A 17,648-nucleotide genomic window follows, 5' to 3' on the forward strand; every position below is an offset into this window, starting at 1 on the left:
CCTCGGCGCCGCTCTTCAGCTGTGCCGCCAGGTCCGTTGCGACGTTAGCGGCGGCTGGCGACCACGAGACGCGCTCCTTCGCGGGCGAACGGCCCCTCAACGGGCCCCTGGACGTCCTCGCCGCCAACAGCCCGGCCGACGCCCTCTACTCACCATTCGACCCGGCGGACATCTTGGCGCGCATCACCTTTCTCGATCCCGCAGGCGCGCACTTCTCTGGACCAGGACCGGGACCAGTACCGGGCGGCCCAGGCCACCGTCGCCAACCTGCGCCACGCGCCGGGCTTCGGCCCGGACCACCCGCGGCTGTGCGCACTGATCCGTACCCTCACCGAGCACAGCGCGGAGTGCACCCGCTTCTGGAACGCCCACCGTGCGCGGCAAGACCCAGGATGCCAAGCACCTCTTCCACCCGGCGCCCTGACCCTCACCTCCCAAGCCTTCGACGGACGCGACACGCCAGGCCAGCAGCTCGTCATCCACCACGCCGAACCGGACAGCCCCAGAGCCCGGGCCCTGGGCCTCCTCGCCTCCCTCCATGCCACCCCGCACCAGGCATAGGACAGCGCGACCCGACTCCGTGGGCGTGGCGCGCTGGGACAACGCATACCCGGGCCGCAGCCCTGAGCGACTTCCGCCGCACCTGCAACCACCACCGCAGAAAACAGCCGACGAGACCCTCGGCATGTCGCTGCCTACTCCCACCGAATCTCTGACTCGGGTCACCAGCGAGGCGGCCATAGAGGTCAATGGGGATTCATTTACCTTTACATTGCTTCGTCATGGGAAGTTGTGCCTGCTGTACCCCCGCACGAGCCAGAGGGACTTGCCTGGGTACAGTGCAGGCAAAGCATTCACCCGGTTTCTGTAAAGGCTTGGGTTGCAGCGGGTGTAAGCCACGGGGAGGACAGGCATATGGGCGGCACGGGCTACGACGTAGAGAGCTCGGCTCTACGGCGCTATGCGAACGCGGCGGATCACGCCGCGGACCAGGTGGAGAAGATCCGGACCCGGATCAACGGACTGAAGCTTTCCAGCGGCGTGTTCGGCCGGCTGTCGGAGTCCGACAGTCTCAAGGCGGACTACGACAAGCAGTCCGAGGAGGCGGTGGACGACCTCCATGACGTCAAGCAATCGCTGGGCGGTATCGCCGACGGCGTGCGGCTCACGGCCGATACGTACGACAACAACGAGGACGACCAGGTCCACGCTCTCGGCGGGGGTCAGGCATGAGCCAGGCGCTGGAACGGATCGGATTCGACGTGGACTGGAGCAACCCGCTGGCGGGTGCGCTCGACTCCGTCATCCGCGGGGCCATCAAGGAACTGGGCCTCGACGAGTACCTGGAAAAAGTCAGCGGCGACAATGAGAAGCTGCTCGAAACCGCCCGTGAGTGGCGGGCCGCGGCCCGTGACATGCAGGGCGTCGTCGACGATCTGCAGGCCGAGCGACGGGCGTTGCAGCGTACGTGGACCGGCGAGGCGTCCGAAGCTTTCGGCGGCACCATGTCCGAGTTCGAAAAGGCCCTCCGGGGCGAGGCCGAGGACATGATCACGGTCGCCGAACTCCTCGAAATGGCCGCTGAGTCGTGCGCCGAGGCCGAGGAAACGATGGTCGTGCTGATCACCGAGGTCGTCGAGGCGCTGCTGGTGGCGGCGGCGACGGCGGCGATCGTGGCGATCCTGACCGCCGGTGTCGGCGCCGCGATCGGCCCGCTCATCGGCGCCGCGGGTGCGGCGCACCGCGCGATGAAGGCCGTACGGATCACCGCGAAGCTGGCGGACAAGCTCAAGGATCTCGCCGACCGGATGCGGGCGCTGCAGAAGCTGCGGCGGGCGCGCATCAAGGCCAAAGCTCTGTGGCGCAACAAGAGCGCCCGCAAGAAGCTCAACAAGAACCTCAAGCGGATCGGCAACAAGGTGGTGGGCGCCAAGGCGGCCGGTGCCGCCATCGATGCGGCGCCGCTGGCGAACAGCGTCATCGAGCACCACACCGGCGTCGACGTCGGCGAATATGCCTCCGAGAAGACCGCCAACATCCGCGAGACGGTCGCTGAAGCGGGCAACAAGGCCGAGCGCGAGCTCCATGACGCCACCGGCCTCAAAGAGGTCCGCATCGGCGACAAGCGCTGGGACGTCGAGCATCAGACCCCGGTCGGCTCGGAGGCCCCGAAGGAGAAGCCGCCGACCGAGCAGCAGAAGCAGTACGCCGACCGACCCGATTCCCAGCGCTTCGCCGACCGCCTGGCCGACGGCGCGGCGCGGTCCAAGCCCGTTCGCGAGGTCTTCGGATGAGTCTTCGGGTCGCCTGGGGGAAGGTCCCGTACAAGGAGGCAAGGGAGCGCGCGACGCAGGCGCTGCCGACCGGGGAGCGGCTCGTACAGGCCGAAGTCGCCTTTCCCGGGCGCAAGTTGCCCACCCCGTGGCGGTGGAACCGCCCCCGCGTCCTGGTCGGCCACCGTCTCCCAGGCGACCGCTGGGAAGGCACCAAGCGGGCCTTCTGGTGGATCTTCTGGCGGCTCGACGCGATCCTCGTGACGGGCCCCGAGCTCTTCGGGGGGCGGCGCCCGAAGGGCAAGGCCCTCAAGGGCGGCTGGGGAAGCCTGGGCGGCGGGCTCGCCACCGCCCTGTGGCCGCGCGTTCCGACCACGGACGCGCTGCCGGTGCTCCAGCTCACCGACCGCCATCTGCACGTCAGCTACGTCCAGCGGGGCCGTCGACGCGGCGAGCTGGGCGCGGTCGAGCCGGGCTGGAGCGTGGCGGCCGGCGAGGTGGCCTGGGTCCGGCACCGTACCGACATCGACGCCGACACCTTCGAATTCGGCTTCACCGACGGCTCCTGGGCCCGGGTGCAGCTGCGCAGCCAGCACGCCGTGTACTTCACCAAGTGCTTTCCCCAGGCGGCGCCGGGGCGCCCCTGGTGACCTGAGGAGATTCCTCGGCAATATGCGGCGACTTTGTCGAGGATCTCGTCGGAGGTCTTCGTCCAGGCGAAGGGCCTCGGGGGTTCGTTCCAGTCGGCGAGCCAGGTGCGGATGTCGCGTTCGAGGGCATGGAGGGAACGGTGGACGCCGCGCTTGCGTTTCTTCTGCGTGAGTTCGGTGTACCACCGCTCCACCAGGTTCAGCCATGACGCGCCCGTGGGTGTGCGGTGCAGGTGGAAGTGGAGGATGCGACAGCGGCCACTTCTTGATGGGGGGCGTCCCATGGGGTGACGTAGTTGTCCAGGATGCAATGCCGCCCTGTATCGGATCGTGCAGTCACGGCTCCGGTTTGATGCACGTACCCGCAACTACTACGAGCGGCGCATCGCGGAGGGCAAGATTCGGCGCGAGATCATCCGCTGTCTCAAACGCTACGCCGCCCGAGAAGTGTTCAACCTCGTCCGGTCTGGCATCGGACCCCGCGAAGTGGCTTGAGCCAGCTGAATGTTCGCACCGGGACGAGCGCTTGCGCGATCCCCCGAACCAGTGGCCGCATGCACCTTCGCCGCCCTTGCCCCACACGCCGACCCTCGGCGAGGCCATCCTCGGCTTGGCGAAAGCGCCTCCCGAGAAGTCTCCCACCTGGTCGGATCCGAGTTCCAAGCTGCGTAATTGGGGCATCCGTGAGGCTCGCCGGCATAGTGGACCGGAATTCCTGGGTTCCGTACGATCCTCGGCGCCGGGCGCACGACCCCAGCCCTGCCGACCCTTCAGCGCGCCTCGACCCGTGGAGTCCGCCCCGGCGTGAAGGGATCAGACAGCAGAAGAGCGCCGGGCACCTGCTCGTCGACGAGTTCCAGTAACCGGTCGCACACCGTCTGCCCCTCGCTGGCACGCGCCGCGGCGAGCTCCTTGCGCAACTGGCCGTCGGATGGCCGGCGGCCGGGTCGAAGTGGTCCTTTCAGTGCTGGGTATCAGCTGCTGAGGTCGAACACGCCCCAAGCGGTGTACGGCTCGGCCTGGACGTAGATCCTGCTTCCTCGACCGACGACCCGACGGCGGCCGGGGGCAGGGCCCTCGGGCAGGGTGAGCAGGCCGACGTCCGTTGGCTCGACGGACGTTTCGGTCAGCGTTCCGTGGGCGAGTCGGTCCCGCTCCTCGCCGTAGCCGCCGTAGAAGGCCACCCGATCGCCGTGGACGGCCACCGCATGGGCGCCCCGTATGCGGTTCGCCCACACCGTCACGGGCCGGTCGGGGCGTATCTCGACGAGCGGGAAGTCCGTGTACGGGCACGCCCAGGCGGCGGTGCCCGACACGTTCAGGGCGTAGCAGTCGAAGAGACCGGGGATGTGGGCGCCGTCTGACGTCCAGGCGAGCCGGCCCGTGGCGCTCCAGCGGCGGATGCCGACCGGGTTCTCGTCGAAGTGCCCGACCCAGATATGGCCGGCCTCGTCCACGAGCAGGTGCTCGATGGCGTCCCCGACGGAGAAGGACGAGGTCTCGCGGCCTTGCGCGTCGAAGACCTGGACCTGGTTCGCGTCCTCGTACCGGCGGGCGCGAGGCGCTGCGACGACGAACCCGCCGTCGGGCAGGCGGCCCAGGTGCGGCCAGCGAGCCCGCACGCAGCTCAGCTCGGTGAGTTCGACGTTGCCGCCCGGATGGACGGAGACGACCAGGGCGTCAAAGGGCAGGACATCACCGCCAGGCTGCGGAGCACGTTCGGCAAGCAGCCAGTGGGCGGCGCCGAAGACGTCGACGGTACTGGTCAGGACGTGGCGGTCGTGGTGCGCTCGGGGGAGGTGGGCGTAGGGAATGAGGGCGGTCTTCCGCACGGGCGGGCTCTCCTGGGTGGACGGTCACGGCAATCGGGCGCTGCGGTGAGCGGCGGTCGGCGGCGCGCGAGCGGAGCGGGGCGCTAGACGGCATGGCCCTTTCTGGTCGTCATGAAGCGATCACCGTCGACGTCCGACCTCGTGACAAACCCTTTCGGCGCGCCGTCTCCACCGTCGAATGCTGCGAGAGCATGGACCTGACCGCGCTCGCAGTACTACCGAGACCACTTCCCTCTGGAGGGTGCGTCGAGCTGAGCGTTCGACCTGCCGGGCAGTGCCACCTGGAGCCGGTGATGATCTTCACCAGGGGAGAGCGGCAGTGCGTGGCGCGCGAGATACCTGCTTCCGTGCACAGCGTGGAGACAGTCAGGGTGCCACTGGTGTGTTCGGGGTTGCCGGTCACTGATCCGCTCGAAGGCGTGCACGACAGCCTGGTCGGTGCCCGGTCGTAGGGGAGTGCCAGCGTGTTCAAGGGCGTGCCGCAGCCGCGGTTCGGCGGGGTCGTTCATGGCTTCCCTGTGAATGCGCAGTCGCGGGCGAACTCCCGGACTACTGGCGGCAGGGGGCTATTCCGGCCGTGCACTATTCCCCGTCTTCCGTGCCGTTGCTTCGCTGCTGCGGCGCCCGATGTTCGCTCGGATTGCTGGCGACCCTGGCTATGTCAGGTCCTTGCGCATCAACGTGCACATGGTTTCGTACCGTTTGACCGAGCCCTTTTCGGTCTCCACGTCCCAGGAGTCCAGCTCACGGCCGTAGGGCCGGTAGCCCAATCGCTCGTAGAGGACTCGGGCTCTGGGGTTGCTCTCCTCCACGCCCAGTTCGGCCACCGCCAGACCACGGGCCGTGATCCGAGCCTCTGCGGAGCTGATCAGCAGGGTGCCGACGCCGCACGACTGAAGCGCAGGATGGACACCGAGCTGCCAGAGCGTGCCAGCACCACTCTTGCGCACGTAGTCGACGCCGCCGATCGCCACCGGCACGTCTGCGGGCCCACAAACAGCCAGGTAGTCGACCTCGCCGCGCTCGGCCCGGCGCAACTGCTCGGCGATCTGCCTCACGTGCATGGCGGAGCCCGACCAGTCGCACGAGGGCAGGTCCTCGTGGGTGAGATCGCGCACGGACAGGGAGATCCTGATGTCGGTCACTGTGACCACCTCCGGCGTAAGAGGCTCGACGACACCCCGGACAGACGCAACATCATTTGGGCAGCCGCCTTGGGGCCGAGGCATCTGCTGCCCGGGCTGCGAGGTACGGCCCAGTCGCGTCGGGCGTAGGCGACCCAGCGGAGCGCGGTGTGGCGGCGCATCCCGGTCACGTCGGCGAGGATTGGGCTGGGGAGATCAGCAGCGAGGGCGGCCAGTGCCCCGTTGCGCGCGGGGCGAACCGGGATGCCGTGCCGGTTGAGCTTCTGGGTCATGCCGTGCGTCGAGATCGGCTTGCCCGGGACCATGCCCGGGAAGAGCCACTGGGGACCTGGGCGGGCTAGCGAGAGCTGCGGCCGCAGTTGCGACTGTTCGGCAAGTTGCCGAAGGAGTTCGGCGAGCCGTGGAGGTAGCAGGACGGGGGGGGCGGCCCAGGACCAGGGGGCCTGCTTGTCACCGAACTGGAGGTGTCCAGGCGTCAGGTGGCAAAGACGTTCGGTGGACAGGCCGAACAGCCCCGGCGATCCAGTCGTCGATGTCGCTCCTGCGCGAGGTCGGCGAGGGCCAGTCCGCGTTGATCCGTCCAGGCCACCAGCCCAAACCCAAGCCCGCCGGCGACGCCGAGGAAGCCTTCCTCGGGCTCGGGCCCGGGGCGAAGTCCTGGTTGATCGAGGCCGGCGCCGCGGGCACCACCCGGATCCGGGTGAAGATGGCCGTCGCCGTCGAGCTCGCCGCTCTGATCGGGCCTGCCGAAGTCGACCTCGGCCTCGGTCTCGCGGCGACCGCGGGGCGGTTCGCCGAGGACGACGTGATGTCCATCGTCCAGCACCGTCGGCACGGCACCCGCCCCGCCGACCTCGTCGTCGCCGACGAGACGCACTCCGTCCAGCCCGGCACCTCCGCCTGGGCCGGCTTCGGCCGCAAGGCCACCTGATCTCCCGGTCCCGGGCCGCTTCGCCGCCCGGGACCGGCGAAGCCCGAACAGCTCGCCAGAGCATCCCAACCAAGGGAGACTTTTGACTCACACCACCACACGTCCGGCGCGTCGCATCCGAAGCGCATTGGCCGCCGCTGTGCTCAGCGCCGCGCCTGCGCTACCGACGGGCAACCGGCAGTTGTAAGTCGGTTGCCGTGGCCGGCTGCCTCCGCCTGGGGGGAGAGCACTCCGGGTTCCTCTGCTGTTTATGGCCGACCGCCATAAACAGCAAGCCTCTGACCTGGCCTGCGCGGACCGCGACAGATTTCGCCGCCCGCGCACCGATGCAGTATGATCATGACGGAACTTCGGCCCTCGGGCCGGAACCGCGCGTCTGTGGTCCAAGGAAAGACGTCCACCAGCCGGTGGGAGATGCAGGTGCAAGGCCTGCCGGGCGCTCTGACAACGGTCCCTTCCCCGTACGGGGAAGGGACCGTTTTCCGTGCTTCCACGGGAGCCCCCTCTGCCTGCTGTTCTGATCACCGCGCCCCGGGGTGGGGTTCTCCGGCCGGGAGGCAAACAGTTCGCCGGCGGTGCCCGGCAGGCCCAACCAGCCGCAGCCGGTCAGCTGCTCGACCAGGCGCTCCGGGTCGGTCAAGCCCAGCGCGGTGAGGTCCTGCCCGACGGGGTTGGCGGTACCGGTGTGCGCGGTGCGCAGAGTCAGCATCAGCAGTCGCGCTTCCGGGCCGGGCAGCGGGGTGTGGTCGGCCACATGGGCGAGGACGGCCCGCGTGTGGTCTGTCGTGACAGCGCTCTCTGCCACGTCGCGACGGCCCGGCGGGCCGGGAACGTCGAGCGGTCTCCATGACGGACTCCACGTCCGCCATGACGGGCTCCTGGGCCGGGAGCGGGCCCAGGAGCGGCGGTCTACCGGGGTGCGTCGGGATACGCGGCGGTCGCGCGGATCTCGACGAGGAGCCCCGGGCTGGCGAGGCCACTGACCCCGATGATCGTCCAGGTCGGGTAGGGCGCTTCGACGAGGCGCTGCTTGGCCTTGATGAATCCGGGCAGGTGCCGGCGGATGTCGACGTGGTAACTGGTGACGTCGACGAGGGCGGACATGGCGAGGTTCTCCATCCGGAGGATCTCCTCGATCTTCCGGATGGCGATCTCGGTCTGCTCCTCGATGGTGTCCGGGATGGTTCCGTCGGCGCGGCGACCGATCGTTCCGGCGATGAACAAGAGGCCGTGCGCACGCACCGCGGCGGAATAGCCGAAGCTTGCGAAGGCATTGGTGGTCTCCCCGAAGACCACGTTGTTCTCGGGGACCTCGACGGTGTGGACGGTCATTTGCGGTGCTTCCTCTTCTTTGTTGAACCTCTGTTGACTTCTTTGTCGACGGGTCGTGGAGCCCGTCGAGTCAGCCGCCCCAGCGGGACGAACGGCCGGTGTGCTCCAGCCGGGTCCGGCCGAAGGTCTGGCGTTCGCGCAGGAGTTCGCCGGGGGTCGTGTACCGGGGTGCGTTCTTGGGGTCTTTCGCGGCCTGCGCGACGATCGCGTCGGTGAGTGAGCGGATCATGTCCAGCCGTGGATAGGCGGCGTGCATGGCGTCGGCCTGCTCATCGGTGACCGAGTCGAGGTGGTCGGCGCCCGCGGGGCCTCCGAAGTCGAGGGCGACGCCTTCGCGGACGAGCACGCACAGCGTGCCGCGGCGTTCCGCGATGCCCGGAGAGGTGTGCAGGGCGATCGCCTGCCAGACCTGGTCGGCGTCGGCCGTGGACATCCCCTGTTGGATGAGGAATTCGGCGGCCCGGTCGGCGCCTTCGACCTCGAACCGCTGTCGGTGCGGGCCGTCCGACGCCAGGCCGAGGTCGTGCATCGCGCACGCGGCGAACAACAGGTCGTCCCGGTAGTCGTGGCCGGCGGCCAGGCCGAGGCGGCCTGCGACCAGCCGGGCGAATAGGTAGCTGCGGATGCTGTGGTTGAAGACGGACGGCGTTTCCACCGGTCGGATGAGGTTCATGACGGCGTCGGCAAGTGGTGTGCTGGGCAGCGCGATCGGGTCGGCGGTCGCCTCGCGGGTAGGTCCGGTCATGTCCTCAGCCTGGCCGCGACCACCCTGACCTGGCGAGAGGCAATATTTCCTTACCTCGTTAGAATCTTGCCATGGCAGCCCATCGAGTCGCGGTCCTGGCGTTGGACGGGGTCACCCCGCTCGACCTGGCGATCCCGACGCAGATCTTCACCACCCGGCCGGAAACCCCCTACGAGATGACCCTGTGCGCGTTGGACACGAAGGTAGCCACCACCGCGGGTTTCGCACTGCTCGCCGAGGGAGGCCTGGAGCAGGTGCGCACCGCCGACACCGTGATCGTGCCCGGGTTCGAACCGGTCCTCTCGTTGCCGGACGCCGTGCTCGACACACTGGCCGAAGCCCGCGACCGAGGCCGGCGTGTGGTGTCGATCTGCACGGGCGCCTTCGCGTTGGCCGCGGCGGGCGTACTGGACGGGCTGCACGCCACGACCCACTGGAAGCACATCGACGAGTTCGAGCGGAGTTTCCCGGCCGTCACGGTCGACCGCGACGTGCTCTACGTCGACGAGGGCGACGTGCTCACCTCGGCCGGGGTGTGCTGCGGCATCGACCTGTGCCTGCATATCGTGCGCCGCGACCTGGGCGCGGAGGTGGCCAACCGGATCGCCCGCGGTCTGGTCGCGGCCCCGCACCGCGACGGCGGGCAGGCCCAGTACGTGCCCGCTCCCGTCGCGGTGGCCGGTGAGGCGTCGCTGTCCGGTACCCGTGGATGGGCCCTGCACCGGCTCGGCGAACCGCTCACGCTGCGCGCCCTTGCCCGGCACGCAGGCCTCTCGCAACGCACCTTCATGCGCCGGTTCACCGAGGAGACGGGCACGACCCCGTTGCAGTGGGTGCTCAACGCCCGGCTCGGCAGGGCGCGGGAACTGCTGGAAACCACGGACCTCTCCGTGGATCAGGTGGCGCGGGACTGCGGGCTGGGCACGGCAGCCAATCTACGGCTGCACTTCCGACGCACGCTGGACACCACCCCTACCGCCTACCGCCGCACCTTCACACACTCGACATCGCGCGGTCCGGTTTCATCACCCGCAGTCCCGCGCACGGACTGACTGATCGTCTCAGATGCCGTGCTGCGCCCGGCCTCACACCACAGGACCGGCGAGCTGAGTGGGATGACGCTGGCGGCAAGGCCAGCAGACGTTCCGGACGCCCCTGGCCGACTGCAGCTGACCGTCCTGCCCGGCCGCCGCGGGCACTGAACAGTCGGTGCAGGACGGGGCGCAACCATGCCGTCGGGGTCACCCTCGGCGGCTTTGTGGTGCGGTCGACGATCTGCCGGACTCCGTCTCGTCCCCCACCCTCCAGCGTCGTCGGCCGCGTGGGGACGGAACTGCGCCACGGCAGAGCGCGCGGGAAGACTGTCGGAAATGGTGACGTCGACTGTCACCTTTGGCGTGCACCGTGGTGCCATGGACAAAGACATCAACACCCAGGGCATCGGTCAGGAAGGCCCGCTTGCCGGGCGGATCGCGCTCGCCGCCGGGGCCACCATGGCATCGAAGTCGATCACGCCCGAGAGCGTCCCGTCCGAGACGACGACGTTCGCGGGCTCGCCGAGTTCATCCGCGAACTCATCGTAAGACCAGGGGCTTCCTGTCAGCCTGCCTCGGTAGCGGCAGGCTGAGGCGGCCTCTGTGTCTCGGCGCCCCCTGAGGGCGCGGCAGTGATGATGGTGTCGAGGATCGCGCGCGACGCCTGTAGATCTTCGATGACGCGAGTGATTCGCTCGCCCTCCCGGCGCAGTTGGGCGAGCAGGTCCGGGCAGGTGGGCACGAGGTGCTCGTCGTCCGCCCGGATGCACGGCAGGACCTGGGCGATCAGAGTGGTCGGAAGGCCTGCCGCCAGCAGACAGCGAATGCGGCGCACCGTCTCGACGTCCGACTCGCCATAGATGCGGTAGCCGCTGCGCAGTCTGTCGGGCGTCAGGAGTCCTTGCTGTTCGTAGTAGCGCAGCAGCCGCTCATGGACCCCGGTACGCTGCACCATCTCCTTCATGCGCATGCCGTTCGCCCCATTCCTGCTCCCTTTGCGCGCCACGACTTGACTCTGACACTGATGTCGGAGTTTAGCGTCGGCGGCATGACCACTGATCACGTGCTTCCCACCCCTCACCTCGACGTCCTCGTGCAGGGGCGCGGCCCCGCACTTCTGCTCGCGCACGGCGCCGGCGGCGGCATCGAGGGGAACTTCGGCCTCGTCCTCGACGACCTCGCCCAGGACCACACTCTCGTCGGCCCGCACTACCCCGGGGCCGGTGGCTCTGCCGTAGCCATAGAACCCCTGGACCTGGATGACCTCGCCGACCGCCTGGTCGCGGCCGCCGTCGCGGCCGGCCAGGACTCGTTCGCCGTCCTCGGGGAGTCCCTCGGCAGCGCCGTGGCCGTCCGGATCGCCACACGGCACCCCCACCGTGTCCGGGCCCTCGTCCTCACCGCCGGCTTCGCTGCAGCCGATCCCGTCCTGGCGCTCGCCGCTCAGCTGATCAAGTCCCTGGCAGCCGCGGGTCAGTGGGAGGACGTGGCACGGCTCGCCCTCCTGTCCTGCATGTCCCCGGCGGGCCTGGCGGACCTCGAACCGGCCGCCCTCGACGAACCGGTCGCCCAGACCCTGACCGCGATGCCGCCGGGCATGCTGGACCACTTCGACCTGGTGTCCCGCGTGGACGTCCGGGCCGACCTGGCGAAGGTCGCCGCCCCCACCCTGGTGGTGGCGCCGACCGGCGACCGACTGGTGCTGCCCGAGAGCTCGTACCGTCTGGCGGCCGGTATCCCGGGCGCCCGGCTGATCGAACTGCCCGGCGCCGCCCACATCCTGAACCCGGCAGACCGGGCGACCTGGCTCCGCCACGTACGCGAGTTCCTCGCCGCACTCCCCGCCACGTCGGCGTGAGCGCACCACTCCTCACGGAGCCGCACAACAGCGGTCGTCTTCGCCGGAAACTCAACGGCCCTTGTTCTGGGCGTTCCCCTGGGCGCAGTCCTCGGCGACGTCGTCGGATGGCGCGGTGCCTTCGGCGCCGCGGCAGCCCTCGGTCTCGGGGCACTCGCCGCCTCTTGCCCGACATACCCAACCGCTCTACCCCACCGCAGTCGACCGGACTCGGCGGCGCGCTGCGCCTGCCCGGCCTACGACGCATGGTGACAGCAACCGCACTACTCATCTTCGGACACTTCACCGTATATACCTACGTGACCCCCCTCCTGCACGACGCCGCTGCCTTCAGCGAGGCCGCCACCAGCATGCTCCTGGCCTTGTATGGACTGGCCGGCTTCCTGGGGACATGGCTCGGCGGTGCCCTGGTGGACCGTCGCCCGCACACCGTCCTGCTCGGCACCATCGCCCTGATGGCCGGCTCACTGGTGCTGCTAGGTGGGAGCATCCGACTGCAGCCACTCGCCGTGGTAGCCGTGGCCCTATGGGGCGTTGCCTTCGCCGCACTGCCGGTAACGCTGCAATCGAGCGTTCTCCGCCTGGGAGCCACCGCACCCGACGCCGCGTCCTCCTGGTACGTCTCTGCTTTCAACCTGGGCATCGGAGGAGGAGCCCTGGGCATCGGCCTGCTGAGCGACTCCCCAGTGGCGATGCTCCCGTGGATGGCACTGATCCCCGTGGTACCGGCCTTCGTTTCTGCCTGGACCACACGGGCAGCCTTCTCCCATCCACAGTCGCCGTAAATGCCGGATTTGCTGCGGCAGAGCCCCTACCGTGATCTTCGCGACCTGCGGCGAACGATTCCGACCGCCGGGGTGAGGTGTACGCATTTACTGCGGCAGAGCCGGGAGGACGGGGCGGGCATGGCGCGAACCAGTGAGCGAATTCGGGAGCGGGTGCGCGCTGCGTGTGCCGCGCCCGGGTGGTGCCCGTGTCCGCCCTGCCCTCGTCGTACGCCGCGGCGGGTCGGGCGGTACCTCACCGGTGCGGGCATCGCGAAGTCCTCCGCGCGCATCTGCCGGATCTCACTGACGACATGGGGGTGGATGCTCGCCGGCGAACCCGCGCCGACCGGGCCCGCCCGCCGGGGCGCGAAGCCGCCCGCCCCCCGTCGCCGCGATCGACGACCCGGCACTGCCCGAGGTGCTTGCCGAACTGGCGGCGGCTCGGGCGGACGAGATGGACGCCTACACCGTCAACCGCGCACTATCCATCGCGCGCAAGGCGATCGGCTGGCAGGGCGGGGGCCGGTCCTCGGGCGCGGGCCTCGTCGGTCTTCTGCAGCGCGTGGACCTTGGCCTTGAGCACGCGACCGGCGCGGGCGGCCACCGTGCGGTCCAGGGTGAGCTTGTACTCGGTGCGGCCGGTGACGACCACGCCGGACAGGCGACGGTCGATGGCCGACGGTGCGGTGAAGGTGCCGGCCTTCCAGCCGGGCTGGACCCACAGCCACTCGACGAACGCGGTCAGAGACCCGGGGATGATGGCGGTGGTCGGCAGGCCGAGCAGCGCGCAGAAGGTCTCCCACTGCTTTCGGTCCGCGGCGTAGCCCTCGACGGTGTTCCGCGGGCGGAGGTCGATCTCGTGCTGGGCGGAGCGCTTCTCCAGCTCGGCGAGTTCGGCCAGGACCTCGTCGTCGAAGTCGGTGCCGGTCGGGGCGAGGTCGGCGGGGGCGGGCAGGTGCGCCTCGGTGATGCGGCACGGCTTCCGTTCCCTCGAATTTGGTGGAACCTTCCCTCTTGCCTGTTGCTGGTGGGATCCTCCCCGCATGTGACGTATTCGTGGGTTAGGGGCCGTCGCGGTCGCGGCAGCAGGATTCCTGCTGGTGACGGGGTGTGGGAATGACGGCGGGAAGAGGGACAGAAAGTCGTCGCGGTCGCCGCGGGCAGAATCGTGCCGGCGTTTCGTGCCCACCGCATATCGATGACGAACCCCTTCGCGGCAGCTCTGGCTGGATTGTGGCTGGACAGTTGATATGGGCCGCCGGACCATGGCGCGCAGGCGCGAGGCCGTTCAGGGGAGGACCGTCGGCATGGGCTTGAATGAGGAAGAAGAGCCAGGCGGCCGGCGGCCCTGGCAGCGGTCGCGCGCTAGCGGTAACCCAGGGGCGGCTGGGCCTGGAGGCCCCAGTGGGCCCGGGGCACTCAGCCAGGGCCGGATCCCCTCAGGGGCGCAGATGCCGCAGCCGGTAAGGAGCCTTCGCGTCTTGATGATGATCCTGGGCGGTATGCAGGCCGTCCTCGGACTTGCTCTGCTGACCAACAGCGTGGCTGTCGCCACAGCCATCTGGGGCGAGGGCGACGCCTCGACCCCGTGCTGCACCACGCCAGGTGCGGCTCACTCCGGGAACATCGTATTCGCCGGAGTGCTCGTGCTTGCGGTTGCTGCATGGGGCGTCACTACCGCTTTGAAGTTCCCCACGCGCCACCCGAATCTGCGCGTCTCCGCCTTCGCCTACGGTTGGACGGCGCTGCCCTTCACCCTGGCATTCTTCGAGGTAGCGCCCATTCTGGGCCTGATCTGGCTCGTGCCGGCCATCCTGGCAATCGTCCGCCCTAACCAGCCGGAAAGCCGTGCTTGGTTCGGTCATCAGCCCCTCTGAGGCGGGACTTTGAAGACAGACTCTAAGCCCGACGATTCCTCGGCTGGGGAACAGGATTCGGCAGCCGGTCCTGGCCCTGGCGTTGCCGGGCTGTGCGAGGCGTGCGGCTTGAGCATTTTGATCCGGTTGACGTGCCCTCGACGGCACCCGAGTTCCAGCTCAGGATCAGCCCGGCGATGACTGCGTCGAGGCCGCGGGCGATGCCGGCGGCGAGGGTGTGGAGGCTGGGCACGGAGGCTTACGGGAGGGCGGCGGCGTAAGAGGACGGGCCGTCATGACCCGACGGCGGAGGTCAGCCGAGTAGCGTCGGATGCTTTCGCGGCCGGGACGGGAGCTGGGCACTTGCGTCATAGGGGGACAGGTCAGCCGCCGCGGGCCGGGGCAGCCACGTAGCGCTCGGCCGCGGAGCGGACCCGTCGAGGTTCGCCGCCACCAGCATTCACGTAGCGGTCAGGTGCGGCGGTTCCCGTTTCCCTCCTTGGAGTGGTTTGGTCCAGCCACTGGGCCGCGGCCGGTGATCTTCCGGTTGCCTCTCGGACAGCAGGCATGGTGCGTACGAGCAGTCCATGCGCCGACACGCGCACAGCAGAGGGGCCACTATGACCGACGGGACGGTTCTATTCGCGGTACACGAGTTCCCACAGAGTCAAGGCGTCGCCGCCGAGCAACTGCGCAGAATCCGCCACGATTTGGAGACCCGAGGCATTGACGTGCGCTGGGCCACCACGGCCGAAGACGCCCAGGCAGTGCTGCGAACCGAGGCGGGCACGGCTGCCGTCGTGCTCGACTGGGACCTTCCCCAGGCCGCCGGAGAAGGCGGCGAAGCAGGCGGTGCCGAGGTACTGCGCCACGTCGGCCGGCGCTTCCAGAATCTCCCCGTCTTCCTGGTCACGAACGGCGAAGACCTGGAACACCTGCCCTTGTGGGTGGCCGAAACGGTGATCGGCTACATCTGGCCGCTGGAGGACACCGCGCCCTTCATCGCCGGACGCATCGCCAGCGCCGCCCGCGGCTACCAGCACGACCTGCTACCCCCGTTCTTCAAGGCACTGCGCCGCTTCGACCACGCGCACGAGTACTCCTGGCACACCCCTGCCCACTCCGGCGGTGTCGCCTTCCTCAAGTCCCCCGTCGGCCGGGCCTTCCACGACTACTTCGGGGAACGGCTGCTGCGCAGCGACCTGTCCATCTCCGTCGGGGAACTCGGTTCCCTCTTCGAACACACCGGCCCGGTAGGTGCCGCCGAGCGCAACGCCGCCCGCGTCTTCGGCGCCGACCGCACCTACTTCGTACTCCACGGCGACTCCACCTGCGACCGGATGGTCGGTCACTTCAGCGTCACCCAGGACGAGATCGCACTGGTGGACCGCAACTGCCACAAGTCGGTGCTGCATGGTCTGGTCCTCTCTGGAGCCCGGCCGGTCTACCTGGTCCCCACCCGCAACGGCTACGGTCTGGCAGGCCCCCTGCCGCCCGCCGAGATTCAGGCACCCTCGGTCGCCTCCCGGGCCGGCCGCAACCCACTGGCCCAGGGCGCCGTCTCGCCCACGGCGCAGTACGCGGTGCTGACGAACTCCACCTACGACGGCCTGTGTTACGACACCGTCCAGGTCGCCCAGGCCCTCGCACCCAGTACCCCTCGGCTCCACTTCGACGAAGCCTGGTTCGCCTACGCCCGCTTCCACCCCCTTTACGCCGGCCGCTACGGCATGGCGGTGGGCCACGAAACCTTCCCCGGACCCGAACGCCCCACAGTCTTCTCCACCCAGTCCACCCACAAGCTGCTGGCCGCCCTGTCACAGAGCGCCATGGTGCACATCAAATCCGCACCCCGGGCGCCGGTGGAGCACGACCGGTTCAACGAGGCGTTCATGATGCACGGCACCACCTCACCGCTGTATCCGATGATCGCCTCCCTCGACGTGGCCACGGCGATGATGGACGGCCCCCAGGGCCGCTGCCTTATCGACGAAGCGGTGACCGAAGCCATCCGCTTTCGCCAGACGGTCGTACGCGTCGCCCGGCGCATCGCCGCCGCTGCCGACGACCGGCCCGACTGGTTCTTCGGCGTCTGGCAACCCGCGGCCGTGACCGACCCGGCCACCGGCGAGCGTCTCCCCTTCGCCGACGCCTCCCTGGAACGGCTGCGCACCGATCCGTCCTGCTGGCAGCTGGAGCCCGACGCCGACTGGCACGGCTTCACCGGACTGACCAAGGGCTACTGCCTGCTCGATCCCATCAAGGTCACCCTCACCTGCCCCGGCATCGACGCCACCGGCCAGATGTCCTCCTGGGGCATCCCCGCCCGCATCCTCACCGCCTACCTGGCCACCAGGGACATCGTGGTGGAGAAGACCGACAGCTACACCACGCTCATCCTCTTCTCCATGGGGATCACCAAGGGCAAGTGGGGAACCCTGATGGACGCCCTCATGGACTTCAAAACGCTCTACGACCACGACGCACCCCTGGAGCGGGTACTGCCCGAGCTGGTCGCCGCCCACCCCCACCGCTACACCGGCCAGACCCTGCGCGGGTTGTGCCAGGAGATGCACGACCACCTGCGCGGTGCCCGCCTGGTCGAGCTGCTCGACACCGCATTCCAGGAGCTGCCCGAGCCCGTCACCCCGCCCCAGCACTGCTATCAGCGCCTCATCCGCGGCGGCACCGAGCGGGTAAGGCTGACCGACGCGGCCGGCCGGGTGGCCGCTGCCATGGTCACCGTCACCCCGCCGGGCATCCCCGTCCTCATGCCCGGCGAAAACACCGGCGCCCACGACGGCCCGCTGCTGCGGTACCTGACCGCCCTGGAGTCCTTCGACAGGCGCTTCCCCGGCTTTCACAGCGAGACCCACGGCGTCACCGTCGCTGCGGACACCGGCGACTACCTCATCGAATGCGTACGCCAGATCCCCGCCCAGCAAACCGGCCGCGCCACCGGAGAGCACCACTCGACACCGACGCCGCACCCGGTCGGCCCCCAACGGCCCACAGACTGACGGCAAGGTACCGGGTACCCCCGCCTTTCCCCGGGGCGGGCGGGGAGCGGTCGTCGAACCGGAAAGAGCACCGGACTGCGGTCGTCTCCGGCGGGGACGGCACTTCGACGAGGGCTACCAGGGAACGGTCTGGCCCCGATAGCTGAGGGGTTGGCGAGCGCCCGGTAGGCCACGCCCGTAGGTCTGGGGTCGCCAGGGACGCGTC

General features: G+C 69.2%; 17 protein-coding genes and 2 pseudogenes. 13 read left to right on the forward strand and 6 right to left on the reverse strand.

The genetic code is table 11. From position 1 onward, the window contains the following. Positions 1-216 precede the first annotated feature (216 nt). From CFW40_RS38460 to CFW40_RS38465, 5 genes and pseudogenes are all read left to right on the forward strand, one after another. Positions 217-561 carry a hypothetical protein gene (locus CFW40_RS38460; protein WP_256331709.1) on the forward strand — a complete coding sequence of 115 codons (345 nt, stop codon included), beginning with the start codon at positions 217-219 and terminating at the stop codon, positions 559-561. Positions 562-915: 354 nt separating this feature from the next. Continuing rightward, positions 916-1,233 carry a hypothetical protein gene (locus CFW40_RS31730; RefSeq protein ID WP_088801198.1) on the forward strand — a complete coding sequence of 106 codons (318 nt, stop codon included), beginning with the start codon at positions 916-918 and terminating at the stop codon, positions 1,231-1,233. Further along, positions 1,230-2,294: a WXG100 family type VII secretion target gene (locus CFW40_RS31735; protein WP_088801199.1), complete on the forward strand. Its 1,065-nt coding sequence runs from the start codon at positions 1,230-1,232 to the stop codon at positions 2,292-2,294. Before CFW40_RS31730 ends, CFW40_RS31735 begins: the two co-directional genes overlap by 4 nt. After that, entirely contained in the window at positions 2,291-2,923 is a 633-nt protein-coding gene (locus tag CFW40_RS37335; RefSeq protein ID WP_176960242.1) for a hypothetical protein, read from the forward strand. The genes CFW40_RS31735 and CFW40_RS37335 overlap by 4 nt, the downstream gene beginning before the upstream one ends. 309 nt (positions 2,924-3,232) lie before the next feature. After that, a pseudogene (locus CFW40_RS38465) lies at positions 3,233-3,418 on the forward strand (IS110 family transposase); the annotation flags it as partial. A 479-nt stretch (positions 3,419-3,897) separates the two neighbouring features. On the opposite strand, the gene CFW40_RS31750 reads toward CFW40_RS38465, so the two are convergent. Together CFW40_RS31750 and CFW40_RS31755 are read right to left on the reverse strand one after the other, a co-directional pair. Then, positions 3,898-4,755, reverse strand: coding sequence for a hypothetical protein (locus tag CFW40_RS31750; protein ID WP_088801200.1), 858 nt, complete (start codon positions 4,753-4,755; stop codon positions 3,898-3,900). A 656-nt stretch (positions 4,756-5,411) separates the two neighbouring features. Next, positions 5,412-5,900, reverse strand: a complete 489-nt coding sequence (locus CFW40_RS31755) for an N-acetyltransferase (RefSeq protein WP_088801201.1) — start codon at positions 5,898-5,900, stop codon at positions 5,412-5,414. Positions 5,901-6,432: 532 nt separating this feature from the next. Here CFW40_RS31755 and CFW40_RS31765 point away from each other — a divergent pair. After that, a complete protein-coding gene (locus tag CFW40_RS31765; protein ID WP_088801203.1) occupies positions 6,433-6,831 on the forward strand; it encodes a hypothetical protein in 399 nt (132 codons plus the stop codon). 909 nt (positions 6,832-7,740) lie between these two features. Here CFW40_RS31765 and CFW40_RS31775 read toward each other — a convergent pair. Together CFW40_RS31775 and CFW40_RS31780 are read right to left on the reverse strand one after the other, a co-directional pair. Then, complete coding sequence (locus CFW40_RS31775) at positions 7,741-8,163, reverse strand: RidA family protein (RefSeq protein ID WP_088801204.1); 423 nt, start codon at positions 8,161-8,163, stop codon at positions 7,741-7,743. A 70-nt stretch (positions 8,164-8,233) separates the two neighbouring features. Beyond that, a complete protein-coding gene (locus CFW40_RS31780; protein WP_088801205.1) occupies positions 8,234-8,908 on the reverse strand; it encodes an HD domain-containing protein in 675 nt (224 codons plus the stop codon). A gap of 71 nt (positions 8,909-8,979) precedes the next feature. On the opposite strand from CFW40_RS31780, the gene CFW40_RS31785 reads away from it, so the two are divergent. Together CFW40_RS31785 and CFW40_RS37340 are read left to right on the forward strand one after the other, a co-directional pair. Continuing rightward, positions 8,980-9,960 carry a GlxA family transcriptional regulator gene (locus CFW40_RS31785; RefSeq protein WP_088801206.1) on the forward strand — a complete coding sequence of 327 codons (981 nt, stop codon included), beginning with the start codon at positions 8,980-8,982 and terminating at the stop codon, positions 9,958-9,960. A gap of 360 nt (positions 9,961-10,320) precedes the next feature. After that, complete coding sequence (locus CFW40_RS37340) at positions 10,321-10,491, forward strand: hypothetical protein (protein ID WP_176956318.1); 171 nt, start codon at positions 10,321-10,323, stop codon at positions 10,489-10,491. Between the two features lie 16 nt (positions 10,492-10,507). On the opposite strand, the gene CFW40_RS31795 is transcribed toward CFW40_RS37340, so the two are convergent. Then, entirely contained in the window at positions 10,508-10,912 is a 405-nt protein-coding gene (locus CFW40_RS31795) for a MerR family transcriptional regulator (protein WP_088801208.1), read from the reverse strand. A 78-nt stretch (positions 10,913-10,990) separates the two neighbouring features. On the opposite strand from CFW40_RS31795, the gene CFW40_RS31800 reads away from it, so the two are divergent. The 3 genes and pseudogenes from CFW40_RS31800 (at position 10,991) to CFW40_RS31805 (ending at position 12,585) form a co-directional block, all read left to right on the forward strand. Further along, the gene (locus tag CFW40_RS31800) at positions 10,991-11,800 is read left to right on the forward strand and encodes an alpha/beta fold hydrolase (RefSeq protein WP_218136779.1); all 810 of its coding nucleotides are present in this window, start codon (positions 10,991-10,993) and stop codon (positions 11,798-11,800) included. 21 nt (positions 11,801-11,821) lie between these two features. Beyond that, positions 11,822-12,052 (forward strand): annotated as a pseudogene (locus CFW40_RS39035) (hypothetical protein); the annotation flags it as partial. Continuing rightward, positions 11,965-12,585 (forward strand): MFS transporter, encoded by a 621-nt coding sequence (locus CFW40_RS31805; RefSeq protein WP_371127992.1) that lies wholly within the window; start codon positions 11,965-11,967, stop codon positions 12,583-12,585. The pseudogene CFW40_RS39035 and the gene CFW40_RS31805, both read left to right, overlap by 88 nt. A 463-nt stretch (positions 12,586-13,048) precedes the next feature. Here CFW40_RS31805 and CFW40_RS38475 read toward each other — a convergent pair whose 3' ends face one another. Continuing rightward, on the reverse strand, positions 13,049-13,612 hold the full coding sequence (locus tag CFW40_RS38475; RefSeq protein ID WP_256331176.1) for a hypothetical protein: 564 nt from the start codon (positions 13,610-13,612) through the stop codon (positions 13,049-13,051). A 436-nt stretch (positions 13,613-14,048) separates the two neighbouring features. Between CFW40_RS38475 and CFW40_RS31820 the strand changes: the two genes are divergently transcribed. Beyond that, on the forward strand, positions 14,049-14,444 hold the full coding sequence (locus CFW40_RS31820) for a hypothetical protein (RefSeq protein WP_088801210.1): 396 nt from the start codon (positions 14,049-14,051) through the stop codon (positions 14,442-14,444). A gap of 599 nt (positions 14,445-15,043) precedes the next feature. Further along, positions 15,044-17,443, forward strand: coding sequence for an Orn/Lys/Arg decarboxylase N-terminal domain-containing protein (locus CFW40_RS31825; RefSeq protein ID WP_107446823.1), 2,400 nt, complete (start codon positions 15,044-15,046; stop codon positions 17,441-17,443). Positions 17,444-17,648 lie beyond the last annotated feature (205 nt).

It is taken from the genome of Streptomyces sp. 2114.4 (assembly GCF_900187385.1).
GTDB lineage: Bacteria > Actinomycetota > Actinomycetes > Streptomycetales > Streptomycetaceae > Streptomyces > Streptomyces mooreae.

Bases quoted from the DNA above. Each gene is read 5' to 3' on its own strand.
- CFW40_RS31730 (WP_088801198.1), top strand. From the start codon at position 916: ATGGGCGGCACGGGCTACGACGTAGAGAGCTCGGCTCTACGGCGCTAT.
- CFW40_RS31735 (WP_088801199.1), top strand. From the start codon at position 1,230: ATGAGCCAGGCGCTGGAACGGATCGGATTCGACGTGGACTGGAGCAAC.
- CFW40_RS37335 (WP_176960242.1), top strand. From the start codon at position 2,291: ATGAGTCTTCGGGTCGCCTGGGGGAAGGTCCCGTACAAGGAGGCAAGG.
- CFW40_RS31765 (WP_088801203.1), top strand. From the start codon at position 6,433: ATGTCGCTCCTGCGCGAGGTCGGCGAGGGCCAGTCCGCGTTGATCCGT.
- CFW40_RS31775 (WP_088801204.1), bottom strand. From the start codon at position 8,163: ATGACCGTCCACACCGTCGAGGTCCCCGAGAACAACGTGGTCTTCGGG.
- CFW40_RS31780 (WP_088801205.1), bottom strand. From the start codon at position 8,908: ATGACCGGACCTACCCGCGAGGCGACCGCCGACCCGATCGCGCTGCCC.
- CFW40_RS31785 (WP_088801206.1), top strand. From the start codon at position 8,980: ATGGCAGCCCATCGAGTCGCGGTCCTGGCGTTGGACGGGGTCACCCCG.
- CFW40_RS37340 (WP_176956318.1), top strand. From the start codon at position 10,321: ATGGACAAAGACATCAACACCCAGGGCATCGGTCAGGAAGGCCCGCTT.
- CFW40_RS31795 (WP_088801208.1), bottom strand. From the start codon at position 10,912: ATGCGCATGAAGGAGATGGTGCAGCGTACCGGGGTCCATGAGCGGCTG.
- CFW40_RS31800 (WP_218136779.1), top strand. From the start codon at position 10,991: ATGACCACTGATCACGTGCTTCCCACCCCTCACCTCGACGTCCTCGTG.
- CFW40_RS38475 (WP_256331176.1), bottom strand. From the start codon at position 13,612: ATGCGGGGAGGATCCCACCAGCAACAGGCAAGAGGGAAGGTTCCACCA.
- CFW40_RS31825 (WP_107446823.1), top strand. From the start codon at position 15,044: ATGACCGACGGGACGGTTCTATTCGCGGTACACGAGTTCCCACAGAGT.